Annotated in this window: 19 protein-coding genes; 14 read left to right on the top strand and 5 right to left on the bottom strand. The window is 73.5% G+C overall.

Features of this window, described 5'->3' with window-relative positions; all coding sequences use genetic code 11:
* Positions 1–30: 30 nt before the first annotated feature.
* On the top strand, positions 31–663 hold the full coding sequence (gene kdpC, locus ACIQV3_RS28440; RefSeq protein ID WP_403716708.1) for a potassium-transporting ATPase subunit KdpC: 633 nt from the start codon (positions 31–33) through the stop codon (positions 661–663).
* On the opposite strand, the gene ACIQV3_RS28445 is transcribed toward kdpC, so the two are convergent.
* A complete protein-coding gene (locus ACIQV3_RS28445; protein WP_403716710.1) occupies positions 653–1,036 on the bottom strand; it encodes a Ser-Thr-rich GPI-anchored membrane family protein in 384 nt (127 codons plus the stop codon). The genes kdpC and ACIQV3_RS28445 overlap by 11 nt on opposite strands.
* A gap of 168 nt (positions 1,037–1,204) precedes the next feature.
* Here ACIQV3_RS28445 and ACIQV3_RS28450 point away from each other — a divergent pair, with 168 nt between their 5' ends.
* Positions 1,205–1,414, top strand: coding sequence for a hypothetical protein (locus tag ACIQV3_RS28450; protein ID WP_403716712.1), 210 nt, complete (start codon positions 1,205–1,207; stop codon positions 1,412–1,414).
* 72 nt (positions 1,415–1,486) lie between these two features.
* Here ACIQV3_RS28450 and ACIQV3_RS28455 read toward each other — a convergent pair whose 3' ends face one another.
* Positions 1,487–3,016 (bottom strand): hypothetical protein, encoded by a 1,530-nt coding sequence (locus tag ACIQV3_RS28455; protein ID WP_403716714.1) that lies wholly within the window; start codon positions 3,014–3,016, stop codon positions 1,487–1,489.
* A gap of 173 nt (positions 3,017–3,189) precedes the next feature.
* Here ACIQV3_RS28455 and ACIQV3_RS28460 point away from each other — a divergent pair, with 173 nt between their 5' ends.
* The 5 genes from ACIQV3_RS28460 to ACIQV3_RS28480 all read left to right on the top strand — a co-directional run bounded on the left by ACIQV3_RS28460 (position 3,190) and on the right by ACIQV3_RS28480 (position 7,235).
* A complete protein-coding gene (locus tag ACIQV3_RS28460) occupies positions 3,190–4,437 on the top strand; it encodes a 3-oxoacyl-[acyl-carrier-protein] synthase III C-terminal domain-containing protein (RefSeq protein WP_403716717.1) in 1,248 nt (415 codons plus the stop codon).
* Between the two features lie 36 nt (positions 4,438–4,473).
* The gene (locus ACIQV3_RS28465) at positions 4,474–5,355 is read left to right on the top strand and encodes a hypothetical protein (RefSeq protein WP_403716720.1); all 882 of its coding nucleotides are present in this window, start codon (positions 4,474–4,476) and stop codon (positions 5,353–5,355) included.
* A 462-nt stretch (positions 5,356–5,817) separates the two neighbouring features.
* Complete coding sequence (locus ACIQV3_RS28470; RefSeq protein ID WP_403716722.1) at positions 5,818–6,465, top strand: hypothetical protein; 648 nt, start codon at positions 5,818–5,820, stop codon at positions 6,463–6,465.
* Positions 6,466–6,598: 133 nt separating this feature from the next.
* Positions 6,599–6,979, top strand: a complete 381-nt coding sequence (locus ACIQV3_RS28475) for a hypothetical protein (protein ID WP_403716724.1) — start codon at positions 6,599–6,601, stop codon at positions 6,977–6,979.
* 97 nt (positions 6,980–7,076) lie between these two features.
* On the top strand, positions 7,077–7,235 hold the full coding sequence (locus ACIQV3_RS28480; protein ID WP_403716726.1) for a hypothetical protein: 159 nt from the start codon (positions 7,077–7,079) through the stop codon (positions 7,233–7,235).
* Between the two features lie 271 nt (positions 7,236–7,506).
* Here ACIQV3_RS28480 and ACIQV3_RS28485 read toward each other — a convergent pair whose 3' ends face one another.
* Positions 7,507–7,920: a hypothetical protein gene (locus ACIQV3_RS28485; RefSeq protein ID WP_403716728.1), complete on the bottom strand. Its 414-nt coding sequence runs from the start codon at positions 7,918–7,920 to the stop codon at positions 7,507–7,509.
* Positions 7,921–8,157: 237 nt separating this feature from the next.
* On the opposite strand from ACIQV3_RS28485, the gene ACIQV3_RS28490 reads away from it, so the two are divergent.
* The 4 genes from ACIQV3_RS28490 to ACIQV3_RS28505 all read left to right on the top strand — a co-directional run bounded on the left by ACIQV3_RS28490 (position 8,158) and on the right by ACIQV3_RS28505 (position 13,613).
* On the top strand, positions 8,158–8,985 hold the full coding sequence (locus tag ACIQV3_RS28490) for a hypothetical protein (protein WP_403716730.1): 828 nt from the start codon (positions 8,158–8,160) through the stop codon (positions 8,983–8,985).
* Positions 8,986–9,078: 93 nt separating this feature from the next.
* Positions 9,079–11,160 carry an FUSC family protein gene (locus ACIQV3_RS28495; RefSeq protein ID WP_403716732.1) on the top strand — a complete coding sequence of 694 codons (2,082 nt, stop codon included), beginning with the start codon at positions 9,079–9,081 and terminating at the stop codon, positions 11,158–11,160.
* A 424-nt stretch (positions 11,161–11,584) separates the two neighbouring features.
* Positions 11,585–12,340 carry a hypothetical protein gene (locus tag ACIQV3_RS28500; RefSeq protein ID WP_403716734.1) on the top strand — a complete coding sequence of 252 codons (756 nt, stop codon included), beginning with the start codon at positions 11,585–11,587 and terminating at the stop codon, positions 12,338–12,340.
* Between the two features lie 16 nt (positions 12,341–12,356).
* Positions 12,357–13,613, top strand: a complete 1,257-nt coding sequence (locus tag ACIQV3_RS28505) for a sensor histidine kinase (protein ID WP_403716737.1) — start codon at positions 12,357–12,359, stop codon at positions 13,611–13,613.
* Positions 13,614–13,724: 111 nt separating this feature from the next.
* On the opposite strand, the gene ACIQV3_RS28510 is transcribed toward ACIQV3_RS28505, so the two are convergent.
* Positions 13,725–15,827 (bottom strand): PhoX family protein, encoded by a 2,103-nt coding sequence (locus ACIQV3_RS28510; protein ID WP_403716740.1) that lies wholly within the window; start codon positions 15,825–15,827, stop codon positions 13,725–13,727.
* A 292-nt stretch (positions 15,828–16,119) separates the two neighbouring features.
* On the opposite strand from ACIQV3_RS28510, the gene ACIQV3_RS28515 reads away from it, so the two are divergent.
* Positions 16,120–17,910, top strand: a complete 1,791-nt coding sequence (locus tag ACIQV3_RS28515; protein WP_403716742.1) for a VWA domain-containing protein — start codon at positions 16,120–16,122, stop codon at positions 17,908–17,910.
* Positions 17,911–17,970: 60 nt separating this feature from the next.
* Here the strand turns inward: ACIQV3_RS28515 and aspS are convergent, their stop codons facing one another.
* Positions 17,971–19,776, bottom strand: a complete 1,806-nt coding sequence (aspS, locus tag ACIQV3_RS28520) for an aspartate--tRNA ligase (protein ID WP_403716744.1) — start codon at positions 19,774–19,776, stop codon at positions 17,971–17,973.
* 196 nt (positions 19,777–19,972) lie between these two features.
* Here aspS and ACIQV3_RS28525 point away from each other — a divergent pair, with 196 nt between their 5' ends.
* Both ACIQV3_RS28525 and ACIQV3_RS28530 read left to right on the top strand, forming a co-directional pair.
* Entirely contained in the window at positions 19,973–22,177 is a 2,205-nt protein-coding gene (locus ACIQV3_RS28525) for a SpoIIE family protein phosphatase (RefSeq protein WP_403716747.1), read from the top strand.
* A gap of 105 nt (positions 22,178–22,282) precedes the next feature.
* Positions 22,283–23,929: a hypothetical protein gene (locus tag ACIQV3_RS28530; protein ID WP_403716749.1), complete on the top strand. Its 1,647-nt coding sequence runs from the start codon at positions 22,283–22,285 to the stop codon at positions 23,927–23,929.
* Positions 23,930–23,936: the final 7 nt, after the last annotated feature.

The following is a 23,936-nucleotide window of genomic DNA, read 5'->3' on the forward strand; positions in this document are numbered from 1 at the left end:
GCTCCGCCGACTTAGGAACGTAGTGACCTCATGAACAACTCCGTAGGCAACACCGCCCGCCTGCTCGGCGCCGGGCTCCGCGCCCTGCTCGTCCTCACCGTGCTGTGCGGGGTCCTGTACCCGCTCGCCGTCACCGGCATCGCGCAGGCCGCCTTCGGCCACAAGGCCAACGGCTCCGAGATCAAGGACGCGAGCGGCAAGGTCGTCGGCTCCTCCCTGATCGGCCAGTCGTACGGGGACGACCTGCGCTGGTTCCAGGGCCGCCCGGCGGCGGGACTCGCGAAGAACACCGTCAACAACCAGTACGAGCTGCTGGTCTCCGGCGCCACCAACAAGGCGGCGGACAGCCCAGAACTGCTGAAGGCGGTGCAGGAGGCCAAGACCAAGGTCCTGCTCGACAACACCGTCCCGGGCTACGCCCCGCGCCTCGACGGGATCCCGGCCGACGCGGTGACCTCCTCCGGCTCCGGCCTGGACCCCGACATCTCCCCAGCCTACGCGGAGCTCCAGACGGCCCGCGTCGCCCAGCGCAACGGACTCCCGGTCGGGGAGGTCGCGAAGCTGGTGAAGGCCCACACCGAGGGCCGCACCCTCGGCTTCATGGGCGAGCCGCGCGTCAACGTCCTGGAACTGAACACGGCCCTGCGGGACCTCAAGCGGTGACGGTGACCGGCTGGCTGTAGGCGTCGAGCAGGCCCGTGGTGGAGGTGATCAGGACGAGGTAACGGCCCGGGGCGACCGCGGGGACCGTCACCGTGATGCCGGTGCGGTGGGTCGCGACGCCGGTCGCGAGGACGGCCTTCGTCCGGGACTGCGCGCCCTCCGTCGTGACGAGCTCGATGTCCACCACGTCGCCGGCCGGGCCCACCACGTACCAGCCGACGGCCTGCCGGCTGCCGCGGGGCCAGACCGCGCCGGGCCCGGGGGTCTTCACCAGGAGGTTGTCCGACTCCAGCAGGACGGCCGCCTCGGGGCGGTTCAGGCCCTGCCAGACCCGCCGGGCGAGGGACTTCAGGGAGGGGGCGGTGTTCGACATGGTGCTCCTTCGCGGGGTGCGGGCCGGGTGGGTCCGGGTGGGTGGGTCCGGGGTGGGTGCGATCAGCCCGGTAGGCGGGGTACTCCACCTTGAAGAATGACCGGCGGGACCCCCGTCCCACCTCCCCCTTTCGGCCGCTCCCTGCCCGCCCGACGGCAGGGACAGCAGGTGATCCGGAGCGACATCCCCAACGACCTGATGCTGCGCCGGGCGCCCTACCCGGCGGTACGGCTCTGGGTGGTCGAAGGCAACGACCGGGCGCGCCGGTTCTACGAGCGGGCCGGCTTCGGCCCCGACGGCGGCACCCTCACCGAGTACGCGGACGGCTCTCCGGTCCCCGAGCTCCGCTACCGCCGGGCGGCCGCTGCCACGGGCTGAGCGGGCTGCCGCTGACGCTGGCGCCGGCACGGCCCTGCCGCGGCCCTGCCGCAGCCGCGTGTCCCGTCGCGCTCACGGCAGCCGTTCCGCCAGCGCCCGGGCCATCGCGACGGTCGGGACCGCCTCCCTCGTGCGCCGGTACGGGGTCAGGTCGCGCAGCAGCCGGCCCAGTGCCTCGCGTACCGCACGCGACTGCACGGCCGGGGCGGCCGTGAGGAACGCCCGCCAGTGCTCGCACGCCCGGGTCAGGTGCCCGAGGCGCAGCAGCGTCTCGGCGAGCGCGGCATGGGTGAGCGCGGTGGCCCGGTGCTGGCCGGCCGCCCGGCCGTGCAGGGACCGCTCCAGCGCCTCGGCCGCGGCCGGGAACTCGCCGAGGGCGAGGTGGGTGCGGGCCCGGGCGAAGTCGAGGTCGGCCCGGGCGTACGAGTCGAAGGGCCCCTCGGGCGGGTCGGCCGCGTGCCGCCCGTGCGACCGGTCGGCGGCGGCCAGGTCCGCGGCGGCGGCCGCCCGGTGCCCGGCGTGGGCGTGCGCGGCCGCACGCTGGACCAGCAGGAACGCCATCGTGCCGGGCTCCCCGTCCGCGGGCGCGGTCTCCACCGCCGTCCGGGCGAGCCGTACCGCGTGCGCGGGCTGCCCGAGCCGGCCGGCGTGCGCGCTCATCGCGCGCAGGGTGATGGCGTACATCCGCCGGTCCCCTGCCTGCCGTGCCAGCCCGAGGGCGATGCCGTGATACTCCTGCGCGAGCCCGTGGTACCCGGAGTCCGCCGTCATCTCCGCGAGCAAGTGGGCGAGTTGGGCGTACCCCCGGCAGACCTCCGCCACCCCGCACCGCGGTCCGGCCTCCGCCCGGCCGGCCGCGCCCCGGACCCGTACGGCGGGCCCCGGGCCCTCCGTGTGGCGGGCCGCGAAGGCGCCGGCGTCCTGGGCCAGCCAGGCCGCCAGGGCCGTACGGGTGTGGACGCCGCCATGGGTGAGGTAGAGGCCCGAGAAGCTTCCCGCGAGGGCCCGCAACTGCTCTGCGTGCGCCGCGAGATGCCGCCGAGCGGCGAGCTCCGACATGCCGGTTCCCGTACGCGCGACCGCACCCGTGCGCGCGTCACCGGGGCCGGGGCCTGGGCCGGGGCCTGGGCCGGGGTCTGAGCCGGGGTCTGAGCCGGGGCCCTCTCCCTCCGCCGGATCCGGGTCCCACACCGCCGCGGGCACCGGCACCGGCTGGTACGGGCTGCGCAGCAGCCGGGCCCTGCCGTGCGGATCCGCGTCCGCCCTGGCCCGCAGCGCGAGCCGGAGCAGCCCTCCCTCCTCGGGCGCCGCCGCCGGGCCGGTCGGTACGCCGGGCCCCGCCGAGCCCGCGCCGAGGCCCGCCTCCGCCACCGTGACCAGCCGCCCGCACCGCTCGGTCAGCGCCGCCGCCATCAGCTCGGGCACGGGCCGGCGCGGCCGGGTGCCGGAGAGCCAGTGCGCGACGGCGGTCCGGTCGTAGCGCAGGGTCAGCCCGTGCAGGGTCCCGAGCGCGTTGACGGCCCGCGCCAGCTCCGCCCCGCTCCACCCGGCCTCGGCCAGCAGGTCGCCCAGCCGGGCATTGGCCACCCGCCGCCCGCTCACACCGACCGCCCCCGGCGGGACGTGCTCAACGGGCCGAACGGGTGGAGCGGGTGGAACGGGCAGCGCCCGGTATTCAACGCTTTCACCACCGCACCCCCCGCATTCCCTTCTCCCCGCCCTCCCGCTGGTGTTCGCTGGAGCCGTCCCCATCGGATTCCACGGACCGGAGAAGCATGTCTGCCTCGGAAACGGCCAATCCCCCAGCCTCCGCCGCGTACGCGTACCCGTTCCCCTATAGGATTTCCGGTGTCGGCGCCCAGATCGGCGAAGTGATCTCCGTCGACGACTGGGCCCGGCTCGCGCACATCCCGCACCGCAAGCGGCCCGGGAAGGAAATCAGCGGCGCCGATATCGAGCGCATACTCGGGGTCAGTTCCAAGAGCTGGGACCGGGAGCGCTTCGCCTCGCTCGACACCGTCGTCGACGTCGCCCGCTCCGCCCTGCGGTCCGCCCTCGCCGAGCCCGGGGACATCGACGCCGTCTTCGTCGCCACGTGCACCCCGTACGAGATCATGCTCGACCAGGACGCCTTCAACCTGCTGCGCCGGCTGCGCATCCCGGACAGCGTGCCCCCCTTCCAGCTCGGCGCCGGCTGCGGCGGGCTCTCCCGCGTCGCCGCGCACCTGGCCCGGACGGGGGCCCGCCGCGCGCTGGTGATCTCGTACAACGCCGCGAGCCCCATCGGGATCGACGAGAACGGCATCATTTCCCAGTACAGCGGCGCCGACGGGGATCATCCTTTCGCGCACACCCTGTGGTGTTCCGGGGCGCTGTTCTCCGATGCCGCGACCGCCCTGGTATTCGAGCGGGACGACACCTTCGAGGCGGGCCTCGGTTTCTATTCGCGCGATTCCCTCGATTTCGGGGGCGAGCCCGGATTCAGCGATCCGCTCATCCATTACCCCGGAGGCGGCGCTGCCCACCCGCCGGGCTTTCCCGGGTCCGCCGAGCTCTCCGCATTCGGACTCAACGGACCGGAACTGGCCCGCTATTACTCGCGCGGCATGATGATGAACCAGGAGACCATGGACGCCCACCGCCCCGGTTTCGTGGACGAGGTCCGGCGGGTCTACACGCACCAGGCCGGTCCGGCCCTGGTCGAGAACTACCACCAACTCGCCGGCCTGGACACCGGGAAGGCCCCCGCGCACGCCCGCGAGCTCGGCAATCTCGTCACCTCCGCGACCCCGGTGCTCTTCTACACCGACGTGGTGAACGGCCTGGTCGGCGCGGGCGACTCGGTCTGCTTCTCCGTCATCGGCGCCGGGCCTGAACGCGGTGCCTTCCTCGCGCGGGTGGGGATCCCGGGCGAGGTCACGGTGACCGCACCGCTGCCGCCCGTCCCGGCCGCCGCCCGGGCCGCCGGGACCGCCCGATCCGCCCGGCCCGCCGGCGCCGCCCACAACATCGCCACCGCGTAGCCGCACGCGCCCCACCTCCTTCGAAACGAGTCCGCCGTGCACATCGCCCTCGCCGGGGCCGCCAGCCCCACCGGCATCCGGCTCGCCGCCGAGCTGCTCGGCCGCGGCCACCACCTGACCCTGCTCACCGGCGGCGAGGTCCGGCAGAGCAGGCTCCTGCTGGCCCGTCAGCTCGCGCTGATCGGGCTGTATCCCGAGTACGTGGACCTCCTCGCGGCCCGGCTCGACGCCCGCCGGGGCGCCGAGGTCCTGGCGTCGTCTGCGCCGACCGACCCCGCAGCCGTCGGCCGCTTCGACGCCGTCTGGTGCGTGGAGCAGCCCGCCGCCACCGCGGCCGCGCTGCTGCCCCTCGTCTCCGGAGGGGAGAGGCGTACGGCATTCCACCTGGTCACGGTCGGGGACGCGGGTCCGGCCGGGCGTACGGTCGCCGCCGCGGCCGTACGGGACGGGTTCCCGGCCGGGGTGCACTGCCTGGCCCCGACCGTCAGCGACCTGGCCGACCACGCGGAGCTGCCCCGGCCGGCCTTCACCCGGCTCGCGGTCGCCGAGTCCGTCCGGCCGGATCCGCCGGGAACACCGGAGTCGGGAACGCCGGAGCCGGGGGATCCCGCCGGGGTCAGGCTGCTGCCCCTGGCCCCGGCGGCCCGGGCCCTGGCGGAGGCCGCCGAGGAGCCGGGCTGGTCGGGGCTGCGCCACATCGGCTGGGTGCACGCACACCCCACCGAGGCCTCGGCGCTGACCCGGGCGGTCGGCCCGGAGCTGGCCCCCGGCCTGCTGCGGCGGCTGTCGGGGCTCCAGCCCGCGGTCGCCACGACCGAGCTGGACGGCCCGCCGCTCGGCGCCGGGTACCTCACCCGGGCCGCTGCGCCCGTCCTGCCTCCCGTCCGGCGGCCCGCCCGGACACCGGAGCGGGTGTGAGCGCAGCCGCGCCGGCCAGGGCATGGGCATGGGCAGGGGCATGGGCAGGGGCCTGCGGGGCGGACCGGACGGGAGGACTCGGGACGTGAGGGGGCCCCATGGCGAGGGCATATGCGTACGGATCATTCATGATCCAAGGACAAGCCGCCCGTCCCCACCCCGCAACTCCGGCCGACGCCCCGTCATATCGTCCCGCTTGACAGGTTTTCGCATGTGGCAGAACGTGCCGCCGATCCGACACGCCCAAGGTCCGCCCTTGACGTTCTCACCCGTTCGGCCGCACACCCCCCGTGCCGGATCCGGGCCCGGCCCACCGGCCGCCAGCTGCGAGGACGTGCGGGAATAGGGGTGACGGAGCGATGAGTCGCCGTCAGTTCGCCGTGTTACGGGCCCCACCGGGGGCAGGGGAAGGGTCCACTGCTCTCGGAACCGGCCGCCCGAGCCGGACCAGGAGGGATTCCCATGCCCCGCGCCCAATGGGTGGTCGGCGTACTGACGGTGACTCTGCTGTGCGCCGGCCTAGGGGTGTTGCGCACCACCGAAGGCGGCCGTCCGGCAGCCCCGACCGCGGGCGACGCCCTGCCCTCGCGGGTCCTGGGGCTGTCCGGGCCGCGCCGGCTGGCCCGGCAGCTCGAGCACTCCGGCGGACACGTCACCGGCAAGGGCTCCCGGCGGACCGGACGGTCGGGGGTGACGGCCCTGCCGGCCTCGCCGCCGCTGCGCCTGGCCATCCCGGCCCTCGGAACGGACCTACCGCTGACGGGCGGTGCGCCGTCCGGCGGACCGTACGCGCCGGAGGTCCAGCCCGGCGCCGCCGACGCCAAACCTCCCGTGCCGGACAGTGCCGTATGGGACTCCACGGGCCCGCCCCCGGGCGCGGCCGGTACGGCCGTGATCTCCGGAGACCTGCCCCGGCTCGGCGAACTGCGGCGCGGGCAGACCATCGAGGTCGCGCGCGCCGACCGGCGTACGGCCGTGTTCACCGTGACCCGGGTCTCCCCCGGGACCGCCGGGCGGGGCGGGCCTGCCGGGCGGGCCCAACTCCGGTTGATCAGCGGCGAAACGTCCGTGCTGGCGCGGCTCACCGGCCACCGCCGCACCCTGCCCTGACCGGCGGCGGCCCCCGAAGGACGGACACCCCCTGCGGCCACCTGACAGCCGTGGGGGGTGTCTTCGTCCCCCGGTCGGGGGACGCTGCGGTCCCGGGGGAGAGTGCGCCCGCGTGTCGGGGCACACCCTCCGCATGAGCGGTACGCGGCGTGCGCGAACGGCACCGGACAGGGCCCTGCTGACGGCCCTGTCGGTGCTCTGCGCCCTGCTGCTGTGCCTGTTCGGCGTCGGCGGAGCCGGCCCGTCCACCGCGACGGCCGAAGGCCCCCGCTCCGCCCCCAGCGCCCCGGCCGAGCCCACGGAGGCACCCTCCGATCCGGCCGGCGATCCCGAAGTACGGGTGGCCGTACGCGTTCCGGCGCGCGGCGTCCCCGGCGTACGGGGACTGCAGCGGCCGGTGTTTCACGTGAAACCTCCCCGGACCGGACCCTGGGAGCCGGCCCCGCACCCGACGGGGGCCGACGCACCGACGGCGTCCCTGCGGGCGGCACGGAGTGTGGTCCTGCGCTGCTGACCGGTCCGAGAGGCCGAGCAGCAGCACCGCGCGCCCGGCACACCGGTGCCCCTGGCGCGCGTCCCCCCACACCCCCGAAACACCGTGAGGTTCCGCCATGACCTTCGACCCGTACCTCGCCCTGAACGCCATGCTCCGCGCCGAGGCCGCCCGCTTCTCCCCGCCGGCCCCGCCCGTACGCCAGCCGGAACCCGAGTCCGCGAAGACCGCCCAGACCAATGCCGAAGCCCCGGCCGGGGACGACACGGCCGCGTAGGACCCCGCGCGGGACACCGCGCGGGGCCGTCAGGACATCAGGACATCAGGACATGGGGAGGCGCCGGTTCCCGCACCCTCGGCAACGGAGAGTGGTCAGGTGAGGTTCGACCACGGAGCACGGGAACCGGCGCCTCCATCAGTCTCCGTCACCCACCCGCCGGACCACCTCAGCCTTTCGTCCGGATCCGCCCCGCCGAAAGTACCGAGCCCCGGCCCCCGCACACGGCGGGTGGCCGGGGCTCCGGCGTACGCGGACAGCGCCGGGCGGCCTACGGGGCGTTGCGCGTGTGGTAGCGGTAGAAGGCCGCCGCGCCGACGCCCGCGCCGACGAGCAGGCCCAGGCCCGAACTCTTCAGGATCGACTCGTCGGCCAGGCTGTACAGGTAGCCGAAGGAGACGCCGGCGAAGATCCCGTACGCCGCCGCGTGCGGTTCCTGTGCCAGCCGCGGGCCGATCCGGGCGAGGGCCACCAGGCAGGCGGCGAAGATCGCGCCGCACAGGATCCCGAAGAAGACGTTGCCCGCGTCGACGGGCCCCATCTGACGCTTCATGAAGGCGGCGTAGACGCCGTAGACCAGTCCCATGAGCAGCGGTCGCACGAGGGCCGACCTGCTCGTGTGGGCCGCCGTACCGGACGCCGGCTGCCGGTGCCCCCGGGGGGCGGTGGGTGCCGCATGTGCCATGACGGGCTCCTCTCTCCCATCCTCCAGGGCACACCCGCAACCCGGGACCGGCAACCGGAGCAGTCCCCGGCACGATCCGAAAGAGGCGGCCTACGCCCCGGGGCCGGTGTCCGGGCCCTTCGACGGCGAAGACCACGTCCATGAGCGAGATGGAGTCGAGCGGGCGCGTCCGGCCCGCACCACCCGGCCGCAGCAACCCGGCTCGCGCCGCGCGTCCGGCCCCCTTTCCCTGGTGACGTGCGGACCTTCCTCTCGGCGGTACTCATCGCGCTCGTGGCCCTGCTGGTGCCCGCGAGCGCCGTCGCGTACTGGGCCGACCACGAACTCGGCAGCGCCGACCGCTACACCGCGGCCATGTCCCCGCTCGCCTCGGACCCCGCCGTGGGGAACCTCGTCGTCACCCAGGCCGGCCGGGCCCTCTCCGGGCAGATCGACGCCGGCCCCTTCCAGGGCGGGGTCGACGCCCTGCTCGGCGAGGCCCTGCGCTCCTTCGTCGGCACCCCGGCCTACCGGACCGCCTGGGACGCCGCGAACCGCGCCGCCCACGCCGCCTTCTTCCAGGCACTCACCACCGGTGACGGCAACGCCGTGACCATCGACCTCGCACCCGTGATCGCCAGCGTGAAGGGCGAACTCGTCGAGAACGGGGTGCCGCTCGCCGACCGCATCCCCGAGACCCACGTCTCGGTGAAGGTCATGGAGTACGACAACCTCGGCGCGCTCCGGAAGGGCTTCCGCATGCTGCAGATCGCCGGAGTCTGGCTCCCCGTGCTCACCGTGGTGCTGGCTGCGGTCGCCATCGCCGTCGCCGTCCGGCGCCGCCGGGCCGTCCTGGCCACCGGGGTGGGGCTGGCCGTCGGAGCCGTCCTGCTGTGGGTGGCCGTGGTCGTGTGCCGCCGCCTCACCCTGAACGACCTGCCGGCCGACATCGACCGGCAGGCCGCCGAAGCGGTGTACGACGCGCTCACCGCGTTCCTGCGGACCACGGCCTGGGTGGTGCTGGCCGTCGGGCTCGCCGCCGCGCTGGCCGCCTGGCTGGCAGGCCGCACGCGCCGCACCCCATAAGCTCGGAACCGGCGGATTGGCACGCAAATCCGTAGAAGAATCCTGAGAACAGCACAGAAGAACCGATTCACGAGCGGCGGCACGGAAGCGGGAATGAGCACCGAACGCACCGAAGACATACCGCCCGGACGGGCCGGACGGGCGGGACGGACAGGAGGGCCCGGCAGGACGGGCCGGGCCGCGCCGGCGGCAGCCGGACGGTTCGGCCCGCTGGCCCCGCCCGCCTGGCTGCTGAAGGGGCTGCGGCCGAGTTCCGCGCCGATCCCCTGGGCCGCCGCGCTGCGCGCGGCCGTCGCCATGGCCCTGCCGCTGGCCGTCGGCTTCGCCGTCGACGAGCCCGAGTACGGCGCGCTCGTCTCGATGGGCGCCCTGTCCGGGGTCATCGGCGACACCGCGGACGCCTACCGGATGCGGATCCTGAACATCGCCGTGCCCCAGCTCTTCGGGGCCGTGGGCGTCGCGCTGGGCACCCTGGTCTTCGGACACGGCTGGGTCGCGGTCGGCGTCCTCACCCTGCTCGGCCTGGTCTCCGGGATGATCTCCTCCATCGGCACGGTGGCCTCCGTCTCGGGACTGCTGCTCCTGCTGAACGCCGTGGTCGGCGCCGGTCTCCCGATGCCCAGTCCCTGGTGGACGGCCCCCCTGCTGCTCAGCGCCGGCGGACTGTTCGTGCTCCTGCTGACCCTGCTGGGCTGGCCGCTGCGCGGCCGGCAGCCGGAGCGGGCCGCCGTCGCCGCCGCCTACCGGGCTCTCGCCGACACCCTGGAAGCCGCGGGCGGACCGGGACCCGCCTACGAGGAACGCCGCCAGCAGGTCACCCAGGCCCTCAACCACGCCTACGACCTGGTGCTGGGCCGCCGGGCCCGGGTGCACGGCCACAGCCCCTCGCTCGTACGGATGCTGGCCCAGCTGAACGTGCTGATCCCGCTCGTCGAGGCCGCGCCCGCCGCGCACCTGCGCCGCAGACCCCTCTCCCCCGCGATCCCGGCGGCCGTACGGGACCTGGCGGCGGCCGTCGAGCAGGGCCGTACGGACACCCCGGTACTGGACCTGCCCCCGCCCGACGGCCAGTCCGAGCGGGCCATCGACGCGGCCCTGCGGCACGCCGCGACCATCGTTCCGCTGGCCGAGCCCGACATGCACAACGTCGACGACCGGCTCGGCCGGCCCGCCGCGCTGCGGGTCCGGGCCCGCCGGGTGGTGCGCGACATGATGTTCTCCGAGGCCTCCTGGCGCTACGGGCTGCGGCTCGCGCTGTGCATCGGGCTGGCGCAGTCCCTCGTCTCGGTGGTGGAGATCGAGCGCTCCTACTGGGTCGCGCTGACCGTCACCTTCGTCCTCAAGCCCGACTTCGGCTCGGTGTTCTCCCGCGCCGTGCTGCGCGCGCTGGGCACCGCCGGCGGGCTCGTCGTCGCGGCCGCCGTGCTCTCGGAGGTGCCGAGGGGGTGGTGGGACGTGCCGGTGATGGTGGTCCTGGCGGCCCTCATCCCCGTCTTCTCGGTCAAGGGCTACGCCTTCCAGACCGCGGCGATCACCCCCGTCATCCTGCTCCTCTCCGACCTGCTCAACCACCAGGGCTTCGACCTGGTCCGGCCCCGGCTGCTCGACAGCCTGATCGGCTGCGCCATCACCCTGATCGCCGGGTACCTGCTCTGGCCCGAGAGCTGGCACACCCGGATCGGCGACCGGCTCGCCGACACGGTGGACGACGCGGCCCGGTACGTGGAGCGCGCCTTCGGCTCCGGCCCGGGTACCGACCCCGGCACCGAGGCCGGCCTGCGGGCGGCCCGCACCGCCCGGCTCCAGGCCCGCCGCCGCATCTACCGGGACTTGTCGGGCGTACGCAGCGAGTTCCAGCGGGCGCTGACCGAGCCCCCGCCGACCGGGGAACGGGCCGCCGCCTGGTGGCCGCTGGTGGTCGCCGTCGAGCGGATCGTCGACGCGACGACGGCCGCGCGGGTCCGGGTCAACCACGGCGCGCAGCGCCCGGTCCCCCAGGAGGTCGAGGCGATCGCCGAGGACCTCCGGGCCCTGGCCCACGGCGTCCGCCGGGTCGACACCCCCACCCTGCTCCGCCCGAGCGCCCCTCCCGAGATCGACGAATCCTCCGTCCTCTCCCCGGTCCGCCAAGAACTCGCGGCAGCCAGAGCCATCGCCAACCCCACCCGCGACTAGCCAGGCCCACATCCAGCCCAGCCCAACTCCAGCCCCGCCGACGCTTGAGGCGCGGAGGTCCGGGGGGGGCCGGCCCCCCGGCAGCGGCGCCGCACCCACCCACCGGGCCCAGCCCACATCCAGCCCCGCCGACGCTTGAGGCGCGGAGGTCCCGGGGGGGGCCGGCCCCCCGGCAGCGGCGCCGCACCCACCCACCGGGCCCAGCCCACATCCAGCCCCGCCGGCACTTAAGGCGCGGAGGTCCGGGGGGGCCGGCCCCCCGGCAGCGGCGCCGCACCCACCCACCGGGCCCAGCCCACATCCAGCCCCGCCGGCACTTGAGGCGCGGGGGTCCGGGGGCGGAGCCCCTGGCAGCGGCGCCCTGCCGTCCCCCCAATGGCCCCGCCCTCGAGCCCGTCCCGGCCCCACGAGGGAGCATCGGGACATGAGCCTCCGCCGGCGCAGCCAGGCGATCCTCCTCACGGCCGCCGCGGCCGCCCTGGCGGCGACCGCGGGCTGCGCGGACGTGGAGGGCCTCCAGGACGACGGCGACCTCGGCACCGCCCACGCCCCCCGCACCTTGTGGAAGGACATCCGCCCGGACCCCCCGGCCCCCGGCCGGCAGTCCGGCGCGGCCACCGCCGTCCCGGGTCTCGCCAAGGTCCCCGGTCTGTCCATGAAGGGCGTGAACGCCGTGGACGTCGTACGGGCCGACATCACCGCCACCACCACCGCGGACGCCGGCACCGGCCGGCTCGTCGACCCCCGGGCGATCCAGCGCCTCGCGCTCTGTACACAGGCTGTGGACGGCGGCCCCGACTGCCCCGTCCGGCCCGCGGTCCTGGCCGATGTCACGGGCAACGGCATTCCGGAGCTGATCACCGCCCTGGACATCGACGGCCGGGTCAGCGAACTGCGCGTCTACACCGTCCGGGACGACGGGACGATCGCCCGCATCCTGTCCCGGCGCGGGGTCTTGGAGGGCGTGGAGGTCGCCGCCGAGCACCTGGCGATCCGCGAGCCGACCTCGAACCCGAAGAAGGTCTCCATCTCCGACTACGTGTGGGACCCGGAGGCCGGAATCATGAACCTCTCCCAGCTCACCCTCGACGAGTGCCCGGGCCAGGGCGACACCTCCCCCTGCCCGGCCGCGGGCTCCGGATCCGGCTCCGGATCCGGCACGGGCACGGGCACGGGCTGAGGAGGCCGGAACACCGATGCACCGCACGAGCAGCCTGCGCTGGAAGATCGCCATGACCACCACCGCGGTGTGCTGCGCCGTCGCGGCCGCGCTCGGCATGCTCGTGCACAACGTGGTCGCCCGCCAGCTCGTCGGCGAAGTCCGCAAGGACGTGGACCGCGAGCTGGACTGGGCCCTGAGCCAGTACGAGTACGGCACCGCGCACGGCGACGGGAACAGCGCCCTCGACCCGCCCGGCCTCCCGGCCCCGCTGCGCGACCTGGTCGCCCGCGGACTGACCGGCTCCATGACCGGCACCCAGGACGGAAAACCGGTCATGTGGGCGGCCGGACCCGCCGACGGCAAGCCCCTCGCGGTCTGGGTCCCCTACGACAGCACCCGCACCCGGCTGCGGGAGATCGACGCCGCCATCCTGGTCTCCGCCGTCCTCGCCGCCGGGGTGGTCGCCCTCGCCGGCATCTTCCTCGCGGGCCGCATCAGCCGCCGGCTCGCCACCACCGCCGCGGTGGCCCGCCGGATCAGCGCCGGTGACCTCGACGCGCGCGTCGGCTTCCCGGCCGACGGGGAGGGGTCCCGCACCCGCTCCCGCGACGAGGTGCGGGACGTGGCCCAGGCCCTCGACTCGATGGCGGCCTCGCTGCAGGCCCGGCTGGAGGCGGAGAAGCGGTTCACGGCGGACGTCGCGCACGAGCTGCGCACCCCGCTCACCGGATCCCTGGCCGCCGCCGCGCTGCTGCCCGAGGGCCGGCCCAAGGAGATGATCAACGACCGGCTGGGGGCCCTGCACCTGCTCACCGAGGACCTGCTGGAGATCTCCCGGCTGGACTCCGGCGTCGAACGGGCCGACCTGGCCCGGGTGGAGCTCGGCCGCGCGGTGGAGCGGGCCGCGGCGAGCACCCGACTGCCCGTCGTGGTTCGGATCGAGCGGGACGCGGTGGTGCTGACCGACCGGCGCCGCCTCGACCGGATCCTGGCCAACCTGCTGGTCAACGCCCACAAGCACGGGCGGCCGCCGATCGAAGTGACCGTCACCGGCCCGCTGGTGACCGTACGCGACCACGGGCCCGGCTATCCGGCCGAGCTGATCGAGCAGGGCCCGCGGCGGTTCCGCACCGGGGATCCCGGACGCGGGCGGGGCCACGGGCTCGGCCTGACCATCGCGGCCGGGCAGGCGGAGGTGCTGGAGATCGAGCTGCGCTTCTCCAACGCCCCTGACGGGGGCGCGGTGACCACGCTCCTGCTCCCCGTCGGGCGGCTGCCGGAGGGAAGTTGAGCGGGGCGGTGGTTGTTTCACGTGAAACAACCACCGCCCCGCACAGATCAACTCACCTCGGCCCAGATGCCAGCCGTCAGCAGTCAGACGTCAGACGTCAGACGTCAGCAGTCAGACTCCGATGTTCTTGCCGTCCTTGCGCCAGACCGAGACGACCGACGGGCGGACGATCTTGCCCGGACCGTCGGGCCACACCGACTGCGGCTTCTCGACGGTCGCGCCGTCGATCTCGCCCGGGTGCTGCACGGCCACCAGGACGCGCTTGTCCTGGATGATCGGGCCACAGGTCTCGGCGCCGCGCGGAACGGTCAGGAACTGCTTCAGCTCACCGCGGCGGTCACCGGCGGTCGCGACGCCGAACAGGCCGTCGTGCGAACCGAGCTGGTTGCCGTCCGTGGAGATCCACAGGTTGCCGTGCGGGTCGAACGCCACGTTGTCCGGGCAGGAGATCGGGCTGACCTTGTCCTTCGGGAAGCCCGCGAAGTAGGTCGCCGGGTCGTTCGGGTCGCCCGCGACCAGGAAGAGGCGCCAGGCGAAGCCGTCGCCGGCCGCGTCGTCGAAGTTCTCGGCGAGCTCCAGGATCTGGCCGTGCTTGTTCAGGTTGCGCGGGTTGGCCTCGGTGGCGCCTTCCTTGCCCGGCTTGCCGCGGTCCGTGTTGTTCGTCAGCGCGATGTAGACGCGGCCGGTGCGCGGGGACGGCTCCACGTCCTCGGGACGGTCCATCTTGGTCGCGCCGACCTTGTCACCGGCGAGGCGCGTGAAGACGGACACCTCTTCGGCGGTCATGCCCTCGACGTGCGAGACGTTCCCCGTGGGGGAAGAGGTGAGGATCTTGATCCAGACGCCGGAACCGTCGAACTCGCCGTCGGAGGGGAGCTTGCCGGTGCCGTCGAACTCGGTGACCGGGGTGTCACCGGTGAGCTTGGCGACGTAGAGGGTGCCCTCGTCGAGCAGCGTGAGGTTGTGCTCCTTCGCCGCGCGCGAGTCGCCCTTCTTCATCTGCTTCGACGAGACGAACTTGTAGAAGTAGTCGAAGCGCTCGTCGTCGCCCATGTAGACGACCGGGCGGCCGTCCTCGGTCAGACGGGGCTGCGCGGCCTCGTGCTTGAAGCGGCCGAGCGCGGTGCGCTTGCGCGGGACGGAATTCACGTCGTACGGATCAAGCTCGACGACCCAGCCGTGGCGGTGGGACTCGTTGGGCTCCTGCGCGACGTCGAAGCGCTTGTCGAACCGCTCCCACTTGCGCTCGGTGGCTCCGGCGGTCACGCCGTAGCGCTTCAGGCGGGCGGCCTGGGTGGGCTCGGTGACCAGTCCGGCGTTGCCGAAGTACTGGTTGAAGTTCTCCTCGCCGTGGAGGGTGGTGCCCCACGGGGTGGTGCCACCGGCGCAGTTGTTGAGGGTGCCGAGGACCTTGGTGCCGGTGGCGTCGACCGAGGTCTTCACCAGGTCGGTGCCGGCGGCCGGACCGGTCAGCTTGAACTCGCTGGTGGCGGTCAGACGGCGGTTGAGGCGGTGGCGGCTGATGGCCGTCAGCTTGCCGCTGCGGTGGTCCTCCTGGACCGCGACCACGGACAGGCCGTGCGCGGCCCAGGCGATCTCGACCTGCTCGCGGGTCGGGTTGGCCGCGTCGTACGCCTTGAACATGAGCTGCTCGTCCGTGTACTCGTGGTTGGCCACGAGCAGCTGCTGGCGCTCATAGTCGCCGCCGAGCGGGAGCAGGCTCAGGAAGTCGTTGTTGTAGCCGAACTGACCGGCCTGGGCGGCGGCGGTCTGCTTGTCCGGGTTGAAGCCCGGCGCACCCTTGACGATCGGGTCGCCCCAGCGGATGACCACGTTCTGCTCGTGGCCCTCGGGGACCGTGACCTGGTCGGCGGTGTTGGGCGCGACCGGCGTGAAGCGCAGACCGCGGGCGCCCGCGGCGTTGACCCCGGCGGCGCCGGCGCGCTGCGCCTCGACCGTGGGGTCCGCGGAGGCGGAGGAGCCGTTGCCGCTCAGCGTGATGGCGGTACCGGCGGCCGAGGCGACCGTCACGACGGCGGCGGAGCGGAGCATCGCGCGGCGGGAGTAGGCGCGGGCTATGACGTCGCCGGCGTACTCGTTGTCGCTGGTGTTCGGCACCTCGTGGAAGCAGGCGTCGCCGCAGCGGTAGCGGCAGGTGAGAGCGGAACGGCCGCCCCCGTGAGATGAGCCGATGAGCGGCAGGAGCTTGCGCACGAGTGTCCTCCGTTGATGCACGGTCCCCGACAACGTGTCGGAACAATCCGTCGGTGACGCTATGGGCGGGTTGCGCCGAAGCGGCGGCCGCTGGGTGAACGCCCGGTGAATCCGGCACGTCGGGGCGGCAGTTCGGGGGCGGAACGGGTGTGTTTGCGCCATGGGCGCCACGAAAGGTGCCCCTCCCGAAGTTCCAGCCAAGGGGCCGATAACCTTACGTGTCCACTCTGGGCAGGGATCTACCGCGCCTCACGGACAAATGACGCACGCACTCATGCGAAAGGCCTGGCCCATGGGTATTCGGAGCTTGTTGCGCAAGGTGTTCGGACGGACCTCTGAATCGGTTCCGGAGACGACCGGCACCCCTTCGGCGGCCCTCCCGAGCCAGACCGAACGCACCCCCCTGGACGCCGCGGCCGAACTGGTCGCCGCCTCCTTCGACAACCCCACGGTTCCCCCGCAGTCCACCCCCAGGGACCGCGAACCGGGCACCGTCCTCACCGCCCCGGCCCCGGCCCCCAACCCGGACCCCACGGTCCCGGAGGCCCGCCGCTCCCCCACCGGGGGCCCGTCGGCGACCCCGGCGGCACCGCCCACCACGACGCCCCCGGCCACCCCCGAAGCGGAGCCCGTCACCGCCGAAGCGGAACCGGCCGCCGAGGCGGCCCCGGCCACCGCAGCCGAGGCCGAGGCTGTAGCCGAAGCTGAGGTCGCTGCCGAGGCTGTGACCGAAGCCGAGGCCGTGACCGAGGCCGCAGCTGAGGCTGTGACCGAAGCCGAGGCCGTGACCGAGGCCGCAGCTGAGGCTGTGACCGAGGCCGAGGCTGTGACCGAGGCCGCAGCTGAGGCTGTGACCGGGGCCGAGGCTGTGACCGAGGCCGAGGCCGAGGCAGTAGCCGAAGCCGAGGCTGTGACCGCAGCCGGGGTCGAACCGGCCGCCGAGGCAACGCCGGAGCCCGCCGCCACCGAGCCGGAGCCCCTCGCGGCCGAGGCCGAAGCCGTAGCCGAGGTGGCGGAGGCGGAAGCCGAGCCGCTCGACGCTCCGGCGGCCGAAGCCGAAGCCGAGGCCGACGCAACCGCCCCCGAGGTCGAGCCGGTCGCCGCCGAGGCAGAGGCCGAGCCGGCCCTGACCGCGGCGCCCGAGGACGAGCCCGCCGCCGAGGCGGACACCGAGCCGCAGGCCGACGTAGCGGCCCCGGAAGCGGATGCCGAGACCAAGGCGGAGCCGCAGGCAGCCGCCGAGGCCGAGCCCGTGGCGGCTGATGCCGCCGCGCCGCAGGCGCAGGACGCGGAGACCGCCGAGGCGCAGCCGGCCCCGGCCGAGCCCGAGGCTCTCGCCGAGGCGGAGCCCATCGCGGCCGCGGCCGAAGCGGAGCCCACCCAGGCCGAGGCCGACCTCCTCCCCGCCGATGCCGCCGCAGGCGGCCCCGCGCACGGCCTCGCCGCCCTCAAGCGGCAGGCGCCCCCGCTGGTGGCCGCGTACAAGGCCGCCGGGCAGGCCCTGCGCACCAAGGGCAAGGCCGGCGCCCGCGCCACCGTGTTCCTGGTGCTCGACCGGTCGGGCTCGATGCGCCCGTTCTACAAGGACGGCAGCGTCCAGCACCTCGCCGACCACGCCCTCGCCCTCGCCGCGCACCTCGACGAAGAGGCCACCGTCCGTACGGTGTTCTTCTCCACCGAGCTGGACGGCGCGGCCGACCTGGCCCTCGACGCGTACGACGGGGCCTGGGTCGAGACCCGCCACACGGAGCTCGGCCGCATGGGCCGCACGAGCTACCACGTGGCCGTGGAGGCCGTCCTCGAGCGCTACCAGAAGGACGGCGGCGAGGGCCCGGCCCTGGTCGTGTTCCAGACGGACGGCGCGCCCGACAACGTCCGCCCCGCCCGCCAGGCGATCGCCGACGCCGCCACCACCGCCCCCGGCATCCACTGGCAGTTCGTCGCGTTCGGCGAGCACGACGCCAAGGCCTTCGACTTCCTGCGCAAGCTGGACGCCGACAACGCCGGCTTCTTCCACGCCGGCCCCGCCCCGGCCGAACTGACCTCGGCAGCCCTCCTGAAGGGCCTCCTGGAGAAGTTCTAGTAGCAACAGGAGAAGGGCCCGGCATCCGTACGGATGCCGGGCCCTTCTTCATGTGACGGCTTACTGGTGGGGCTTGACGGCCTTGTCGACCGGCTCGCTCGTCTTGGTCTCCACCGGCTTGCGCAGCGCGATGTTCAGCTCGCGCAGGCGGGACTCCTCCAGGATGGTGGGCGCGCCCATCATCAGGTCCTGCGCGTTGCCGTTGAGCGGGAAGGCGATGGTCTCGCGGATGTTCGGCTCGTCGGCGAGCAGCATGACGATGCGGTCCACGCCCGGGGCGATGCCACCGTGCGGCGGGGCGCCGAGGCGGAAGGCGCGCAGCATGCCCGCGAACTCGCGCTCGACGGTCTCGGCCTCGTAACCGGCGATCTCGAAGGCCTTCAGCATGACCTCGGGCTCGTGGTTGCGGATGGCGCCGGAGGACAGCTCGATGCCGTTGCAGACGATGTCGTACTGCCACGCCAGGATGTCGAGCGGGTCCTTCTCCTCCAGGTCCTTCATGCCGCCCTGCGGCATGGAGAACGGGTTGTGGGAGAAGTCGATCTTGCCGGTCTCCTCGTCCGCCTCGAACATCGGGAAGTCGACGATCCAGCAGAAGCGGAAGACGTTCTCCTCGAACTGCCCGGCCCGCTTGGAGGCCTCGACGCGGACGCCCGCCATGATCTTGGAGACCTCGTCGAACTCGCCCGCGCCGAAGAACACGGCGTGACCGGCGGCCAGACCGAGGCGCTCGGTGAGGACCTTGACGTTCTCCTCCGTGAGGAACTTGGCGATCGGGCCGGTCAGCGCGCCGTCCTCGCCCACGCGGACCCAGGCCAGGCCCTTGGCGCCCAGCGAGATCGCGTACTCGCCGAGGCCGTCGAAGAACTTGCGCGGCTGGGCGGCGGTGTCCGGGACGGCCAGGGCGCGCACGTGCTTGCCGGCGAACGCCTTGAACTCCGAGCCCTCGAACACGTCGGTGATGTCGACGAGCTCCAGCTTGGAACGCAGGTCGGGCTTGTCGTTGCCGTACTTCATCATCGACTCGCGGAACGGGATCCGCGGGAACGGCGAGGTGACCGCGCGGCCCTTGCCGAACTCGGTGAAGATCTCCGTCATGAGCCGCTCGATCGGCTGGAAGACGTCCTCCTGCTCGACGAAGGACATCTCGACGTCGAGCTGGTAGAACTCGCCCGGCGAGCGGTCGGCGCGGGCGTCCTCGTCGCGGAAGCAGGGCGCGATCTGGAAGTACCGGTCGAAGCCGGAGATCATCAGCAGCTGCTTGAACTGCTGCGGCGCCTGCGGGAGCGCGTAGAACTTGCCCGGGTTCAGGCGGGACGGGACGACGAAGTCACGGGCGCCCTCGGGGGAGGTCGCGGTGAGGATCGGGGTCGCCATCTCGTTGAAGCCGAGGGCCACCATCTTGGAGCGGATGGAGGCGATGACGGCCGAGCGCAGCATGATGTTGCGGTGCATGCGCTCGCGGCGCAGGTCGAGGAAGCGGTACTCCAGACGGCGCTCCTCGTTCACCCCGTCATCGGTGTTGATGGTGAAGGGCAGCGGGGCGGCGGCGCCGAGCACCTCGACCGCGGTGACCTCGACCTCGATGTCGCCGGTGGCGAGCTCGGGGTTGACGTTGTCCGCGCCGCGGGAGACGACCTTGCCGTCGATGCGGACGACGGTCTCCTTGGTGACGCTGCTGAGCGCCTCGTTCGCGGCCGTGCCGGGACGGGCGACGAGCTGCGTGATGCCGTAGTGGTCACGCAGATCGATGAAGAGGATGCCGCCCAGGTCTCGACGATTGTGCAGCCAGCCGCTCAGCCGGACGTCGGAGGCGACGTCGGAGGCACGAAGCTCGCCGCACGTGTGGGACCTGTACCGATGCATCAGTCATCCAGTTCTACGTGATACCAGGGTGGATTCAACCGTCCCAAGGTTACCGTCCGGGGCGCGAGCCCGTGCGGGGCCGCCCGCCGGGGTCGTGATCGGGGTCGTGATCGGGGTCGTGATCGGGGTCGTTACCGGGGCGGTGACCGGGGTGGTGAACAGGCACGTCAGGCGGATGACCTGTAAAGATGACCGAGTGCGCACAGAGGACGTCCTGGCCGCCATCGCGACCGGTTTGTGGCGATGGGACAACGCCTCCGGGACGGTCACCCTCGACAGCGAGGCCGCCCGGCTGCTCGGGCTGCCCGCCGAACCCGTCGCGCTGCCCGAGGTCGCCGTGCGTTCGCGCTTCCATCCGGTGGACTGGAACGAGATCAACGGCATCGTGAACCTCGCGGTCGCCGAGGGCACCCTCGCCGAGGCCCGGCTGCGGATCATGGACGAGGACGGGCGCGTGCTGCGCACCGTACGCAGCCGCTCGAAGCCGCTGGAGAACCGGGGCGCGGACGGCCGCCTCGACTACGAGCTGATCGGCACGATCCAGGAAATAGCCGAGGCCCAGCCCGGCACCACGGCCGTGCACACCCCCATCACCGGCGACTGGCGCCGCTCGCGCGAGGCGTTCCTGCTGGACGCCGGGCGGGCGCTGGCCGAGGCCCGTTCCACCGCCGAGGTGCTGCGGGTGGCGGCCTCGCTGTCCATGCCCGGGTTCATCCCCGACGGGCTGGCGGTCTTCGGCGTGTCCGGCGACCGGCTGTCGATCATCGGGCACCACGGGCACGATCCCGGGGACGAGGGCCCCTTCGCGGACATGCCGCTGCTGACCGACTACCCGGCCGCGGAGGTCGTCCGCACCGGCCGGGCGATCTACCTCCCCAGCCCCGAGGACTACAAGCGGCGCTTTCCGGCCACCTGGCCGCTCGCCCAGCACTTCGGCAGGATCTCCTGGGCCTTCCTGCCGCTGATCGTCGCGGGACGCACCATGGGCGCCTGGATGGCCGCCTTCAAGCACCCGGTGTCCTTCTCCCCCGACGAGCGCTCCGTCCTGACGACGGTGGCCCGGATGCTCGCACAGGCACTCCAGCGCGCCGGGGTGGCCGAATCCGAGCGGGAGCTCACCACGGGCCTCCAGCGGTCGATGATGCCGCAGCTCGGCCCCGAGATCCCCGGGATGACCCTCGCCGCGCGCTACGTGCCGACCGGCGGCGGGCTCCAGGTCGGCGGCGACTGGTACGACATGATCCCGCTGCCCTCGGGACGGTTCGCGCTGGTCATCGGCGATGTCCAGGGCCACGACGTCCGCGCGGCCGGCCTGATGGGCCAGCTCCGGATCGCGGTGCGCGCGTACGCCTCCGAGGGGCACCGGCCCGACGCGGTGCTCTCGCGCGCCTCCCGGTTCCTGGCGGGCCTGTGCTCGGAGCAGGAGGACACCGGGCCGGACCCGGGCCGCCCGGGCTCGGGCGGCGGCGCCGGGGACTCCGACTTCCAGAGCCCGCGCTTCGCGACCTGCCTGTACGTGGAGTGCGATCCGGCGACCGGACTGCTGGAGGTGGCCCGCGCCGGGCACCCCGACCCGGCGGTGCGGATGGCCGACGGCACCGTCCTGATGCGGCCCACGGCGGGCGGGCTGCCGCTCGGCATCGTGCCGGACACCGACTACCCGACGACGCGGTTCACCCTGGAACCCGGCGAGACGATGATGCTCTGCACCGACGGGCTCATCGAGACGGGCGGGCACGACCTCGACACGGGCTGGGCCCGGCTGCGGGCCATCCTGGAGTCGCAGACCCCCTACGCCGCGCAGGACGCGGACCCGGAGCCCCGCCACCTGGAACGGCTGGCCGACCTGCTGGTCCAGGCGGTGCACGGCCCGTCCTCGCACCACACCACCGGCCCGCTGGCCGACCGGCGGGAGGACGACATCGCCGTCGTCCTGCTCTGCCGCGAGGGCGCGGGCTGCGGCTGCGAGACCCCGCTGCTGCACCCGTCGCGGCCGGCCCGGCGCACCATGACGACCGTCGCGCAGGCCGAGCCGGAGCGGGTCGCGGGGGTCCGCCAGCAGATCCGGGAGCTGCTGCACGACTGGGCGGACCCGGAGCAGGTCGACTCGGCGGTGCTGATGGTCTCCGAGATGCTGACGAACGTACTGGTCCACACGGACGGGGACGCGCTGCTGATCGCCGAGGCGGCGGGCGAGCTCGGCTCGCGCCGGCTGCGGGTGGAGGTGGCGGACGCCTCCGACGAGCTGCCGCACAAACGGCACCCGGGCGAGATGGCGTCGAGCGGGCGGGGCGTCCTGCTGCTGGAGATGCTGGCGGACGACTGGGGCGTCGACCCGCGCGGCGAGGGCAAGTCCACGTGGTTCGTGCTGCTGGAACAGTCGAAGCCCGACGGGCCCTAGCCAGGGCCTGTCGTCAAACCCCCGTACAACCATCCGGTGGACCGGGAAGTCCTTTCATCGGCCGGTCCGGTGACCGGCCGATGAACGGATTCCCCGGGGGGACACATGAAGAAGCGCATTCTTGCCGTGCTCTGCACGATGACGGCCGCGGGGGCGGTGCTGGCCGTACCCACCGCCGCTCAGGCGGCCGACCCCTATCCGAAGGTCGTCGTCAACGTGTCGAGCGGGGGCGCCGACGTCTTCTTCAACACCATGACGCCGCCGGCGGACCTCAAGGTGCACGTCCGCAAGAAGGGCACGACCACCCGGGTCGCGACCGTCACGGACCTCACCCCGAGGGACAACTGCGCGGACGGCTGCGAGGATCCGGAATCCCCCGTCCTGTCGCGCTCGTTCGTGACCGGCCCGCTGAAGCTCGCCGACCTCGCGGAGTACGCCATCGACGTGGAGTACGACGGCACCGAGGGCGAGACCGTCCTCCACGAGGACAAGGCGGTCCTGAACTACCGGCTGCGGCCGGTGTTCGAGAACGTGAAGAGCTCGAACCAGGTGTCGCTGGCGAAGCGGGACACGGTGGTGTCCGGCGACCTCAAGCTCCGCGACCCGCGCGACGGCTCGCTGAAGCCGTTCGCGGGCGCCACGGTCACCCGCGTGATCGGCACCGTCGCCACGCCCGTCGTCGCGGACGCGCAGGGGCACTTCGAGTCCAAGGTCACGCTGACCGGTTCCGAGCCCATTCACGAGGACCACATCGACTACGGGTGGTACCACGTGCACGTGGACCTCGCGGCCGAGCTGAACGGCGTCAAGGCGGTGGCGGCCGCGGAACCCGGTGTGGACACGATGAGGGCCCGCATCACCCTGGACTCCACGACGCAGACCGGTGCCTACGGAACCCGGGGCAAGATCAGCGGCGCCGTCACCTGGAGGACTCCGGACGGCACGTACAAGCCGGCACCCGCGGGCATGAAGATCTCGACCGGCCCGACGAGCGCCGTCACGGACGCCTCGGGACGCTTCGCCTCCTCCCCGCTGTTCGTCGACGACGCCCCGTGGAAGGTCGTCGAAAGCTCCCCCTGGCTGTACGGAAGCGGCCCCCAGGTCACGGTGAACACCACCGGCGGGTCCCGGTTCTCCGACTTCAAGGCCTCGGTGGACCAGAACAAGACCGTGAGCGTGAACGCCCGCTTCGAGCGCGCCCAGATCCCGGCCGGGACCACCTCCCTGAAGGTGGAGGTGCAGCACTCGGCGGACGGCAAGACCGGCTGGACCACCCGCAAGAGCATGAACGTCACCACCAAGCCCGGCGCCAACACCGTGGCGCTCATCGAGACGACGCTGCCCTACCCGGGTGCCGGGTACGTCCGCCTGCGGCACGCCGGCACGGCAGGCATCCACGGCTCGGTCACCCCCGCCGTGAAGACCGCCCGGACGATGACGGCCATCCCCGACTTCAACGTCTCGCCCGAGCCGGTCCGGCACAACCGGACGATCACGGTCACCGGCAAGCTCACCCACGCCGACCCGACGTGGAAGCCCTTCGCCGGGCAGAAGGTCGCCATCTACTTCCTCCCCGCCGGAAGCACCACGTGGCGCAAGCGCGAGCACGGCGCCACGACCACCGCCGACGGCACGTTCACCCAGACCTACACCGCCGACGTGACCGGCTCCTGGACGGCCCGCTACGAAGAGACCGCCGCGACCCACTTCTTCGCCGAGAGCCGCGTCGACGAGGTCATCGTCAACCCGTAGCACCCGC

The sequence above is a fragment of the Streptomyces sp. NPDC099050 genome (assembly GCF_044759865.1).
Classification (GTDB): Bacteria; Actinomycetota; Actinomycetes; order Streptomycetales; family Streptomycetaceae; genus Streptomyces.

Excerpts from the sequence above, each read along its gene's own strand:
- kdpC (WP_403716708.1), top strand. The coding sequence starts at position 31 with ATGAACAACTCCGTAGGCAACACCGCCCGCCTGCTCGGCGCCGGGCTC.
- ACIQV3_RS28445 (WP_403716710.1), bottom strand. The coding sequence starts at position 1,036 with ATGTCGAACACCGCCCCCTCCCTGAAGTCCCTCGCCCGGCGGGTCTGG.
- ACIQV3_RS28460 (WP_403716717.1), top strand. The coding sequence starts at position 3,190 with ATGTCTGCCTCGGAAACGGCCAATCCCCCAGCCTCCGCCGCGTACGCG.
- ACIQV3_RS28470 (WP_403716722.1), top strand. The coding sequence starts at position 5,818 with ATGCCCCGCGCCCAATGGGTGGTCGGCGTACTGACGGTGACTCTGCTG.
- ACIQV3_RS28475 (WP_403716724.1), top strand. The coding sequence starts at position 6,599 with ATGAGCGGTACGCGGCGTGCGCGAACGGCACCGGACAGGGCCCTGCTG.
- ACIQV3_RS28480 (WP_403716726.1), top strand. The coding sequence starts at position 7,077 with ATGACCTTCGACCCGTACCTCGCCCTGAACGCCATGCTCCGCGCCGAG.
- ACIQV3_RS28485 (WP_403716728.1), bottom strand. The coding sequence starts at position 7,920 with ATGGCACATGCGGCACCCACCGCCCCCCGGGGGCACCGGCAGCCGGCG.
- ACIQV3_RS28495 (WP_403716732.1), top strand. The coding sequence starts at position 9,079 with ATGAGCACCGAACGCACCGAAGACATACCGCCCGGACGGGCCGGACGG.
- ACIQV3_RS28500 (WP_403716734.1), top strand. The coding sequence starts at position 11,585 with ATGAGCCTCCGCCGGCGCAGCCAGGCGATCCTCCTCACGGCCGCCGCG.
- ACIQV3_RS28505 (WP_403716737.1), top strand. The coding sequence starts at position 12,357 with ATGCACCGCACGAGCAGCCTGCGCTGGAAGATCGCCATGACCACCACC.
- ACIQV3_RS28515 (WP_403716742.1), top strand. The coding sequence starts at position 16,120 with ATGGGTATTCGGAGCTTGTTGCGCAAGGTGTTCGGACGGACCTCTGAA.
- aspS (WP_403716744.1), bottom strand. The coding sequence starts at position 19,776 with ATGCATCGGTACAGGTCCCACACGTGCGGCGAGCTTCGTGCCTCCGAC.
- ACIQV3_RS28530 (WP_403716749.1), top strand. The coding sequence starts at position 22,283 with ATGAAGAAGCGCATTCTTGCCGTGCTCTGCACGATGACGGCCGCGGGG.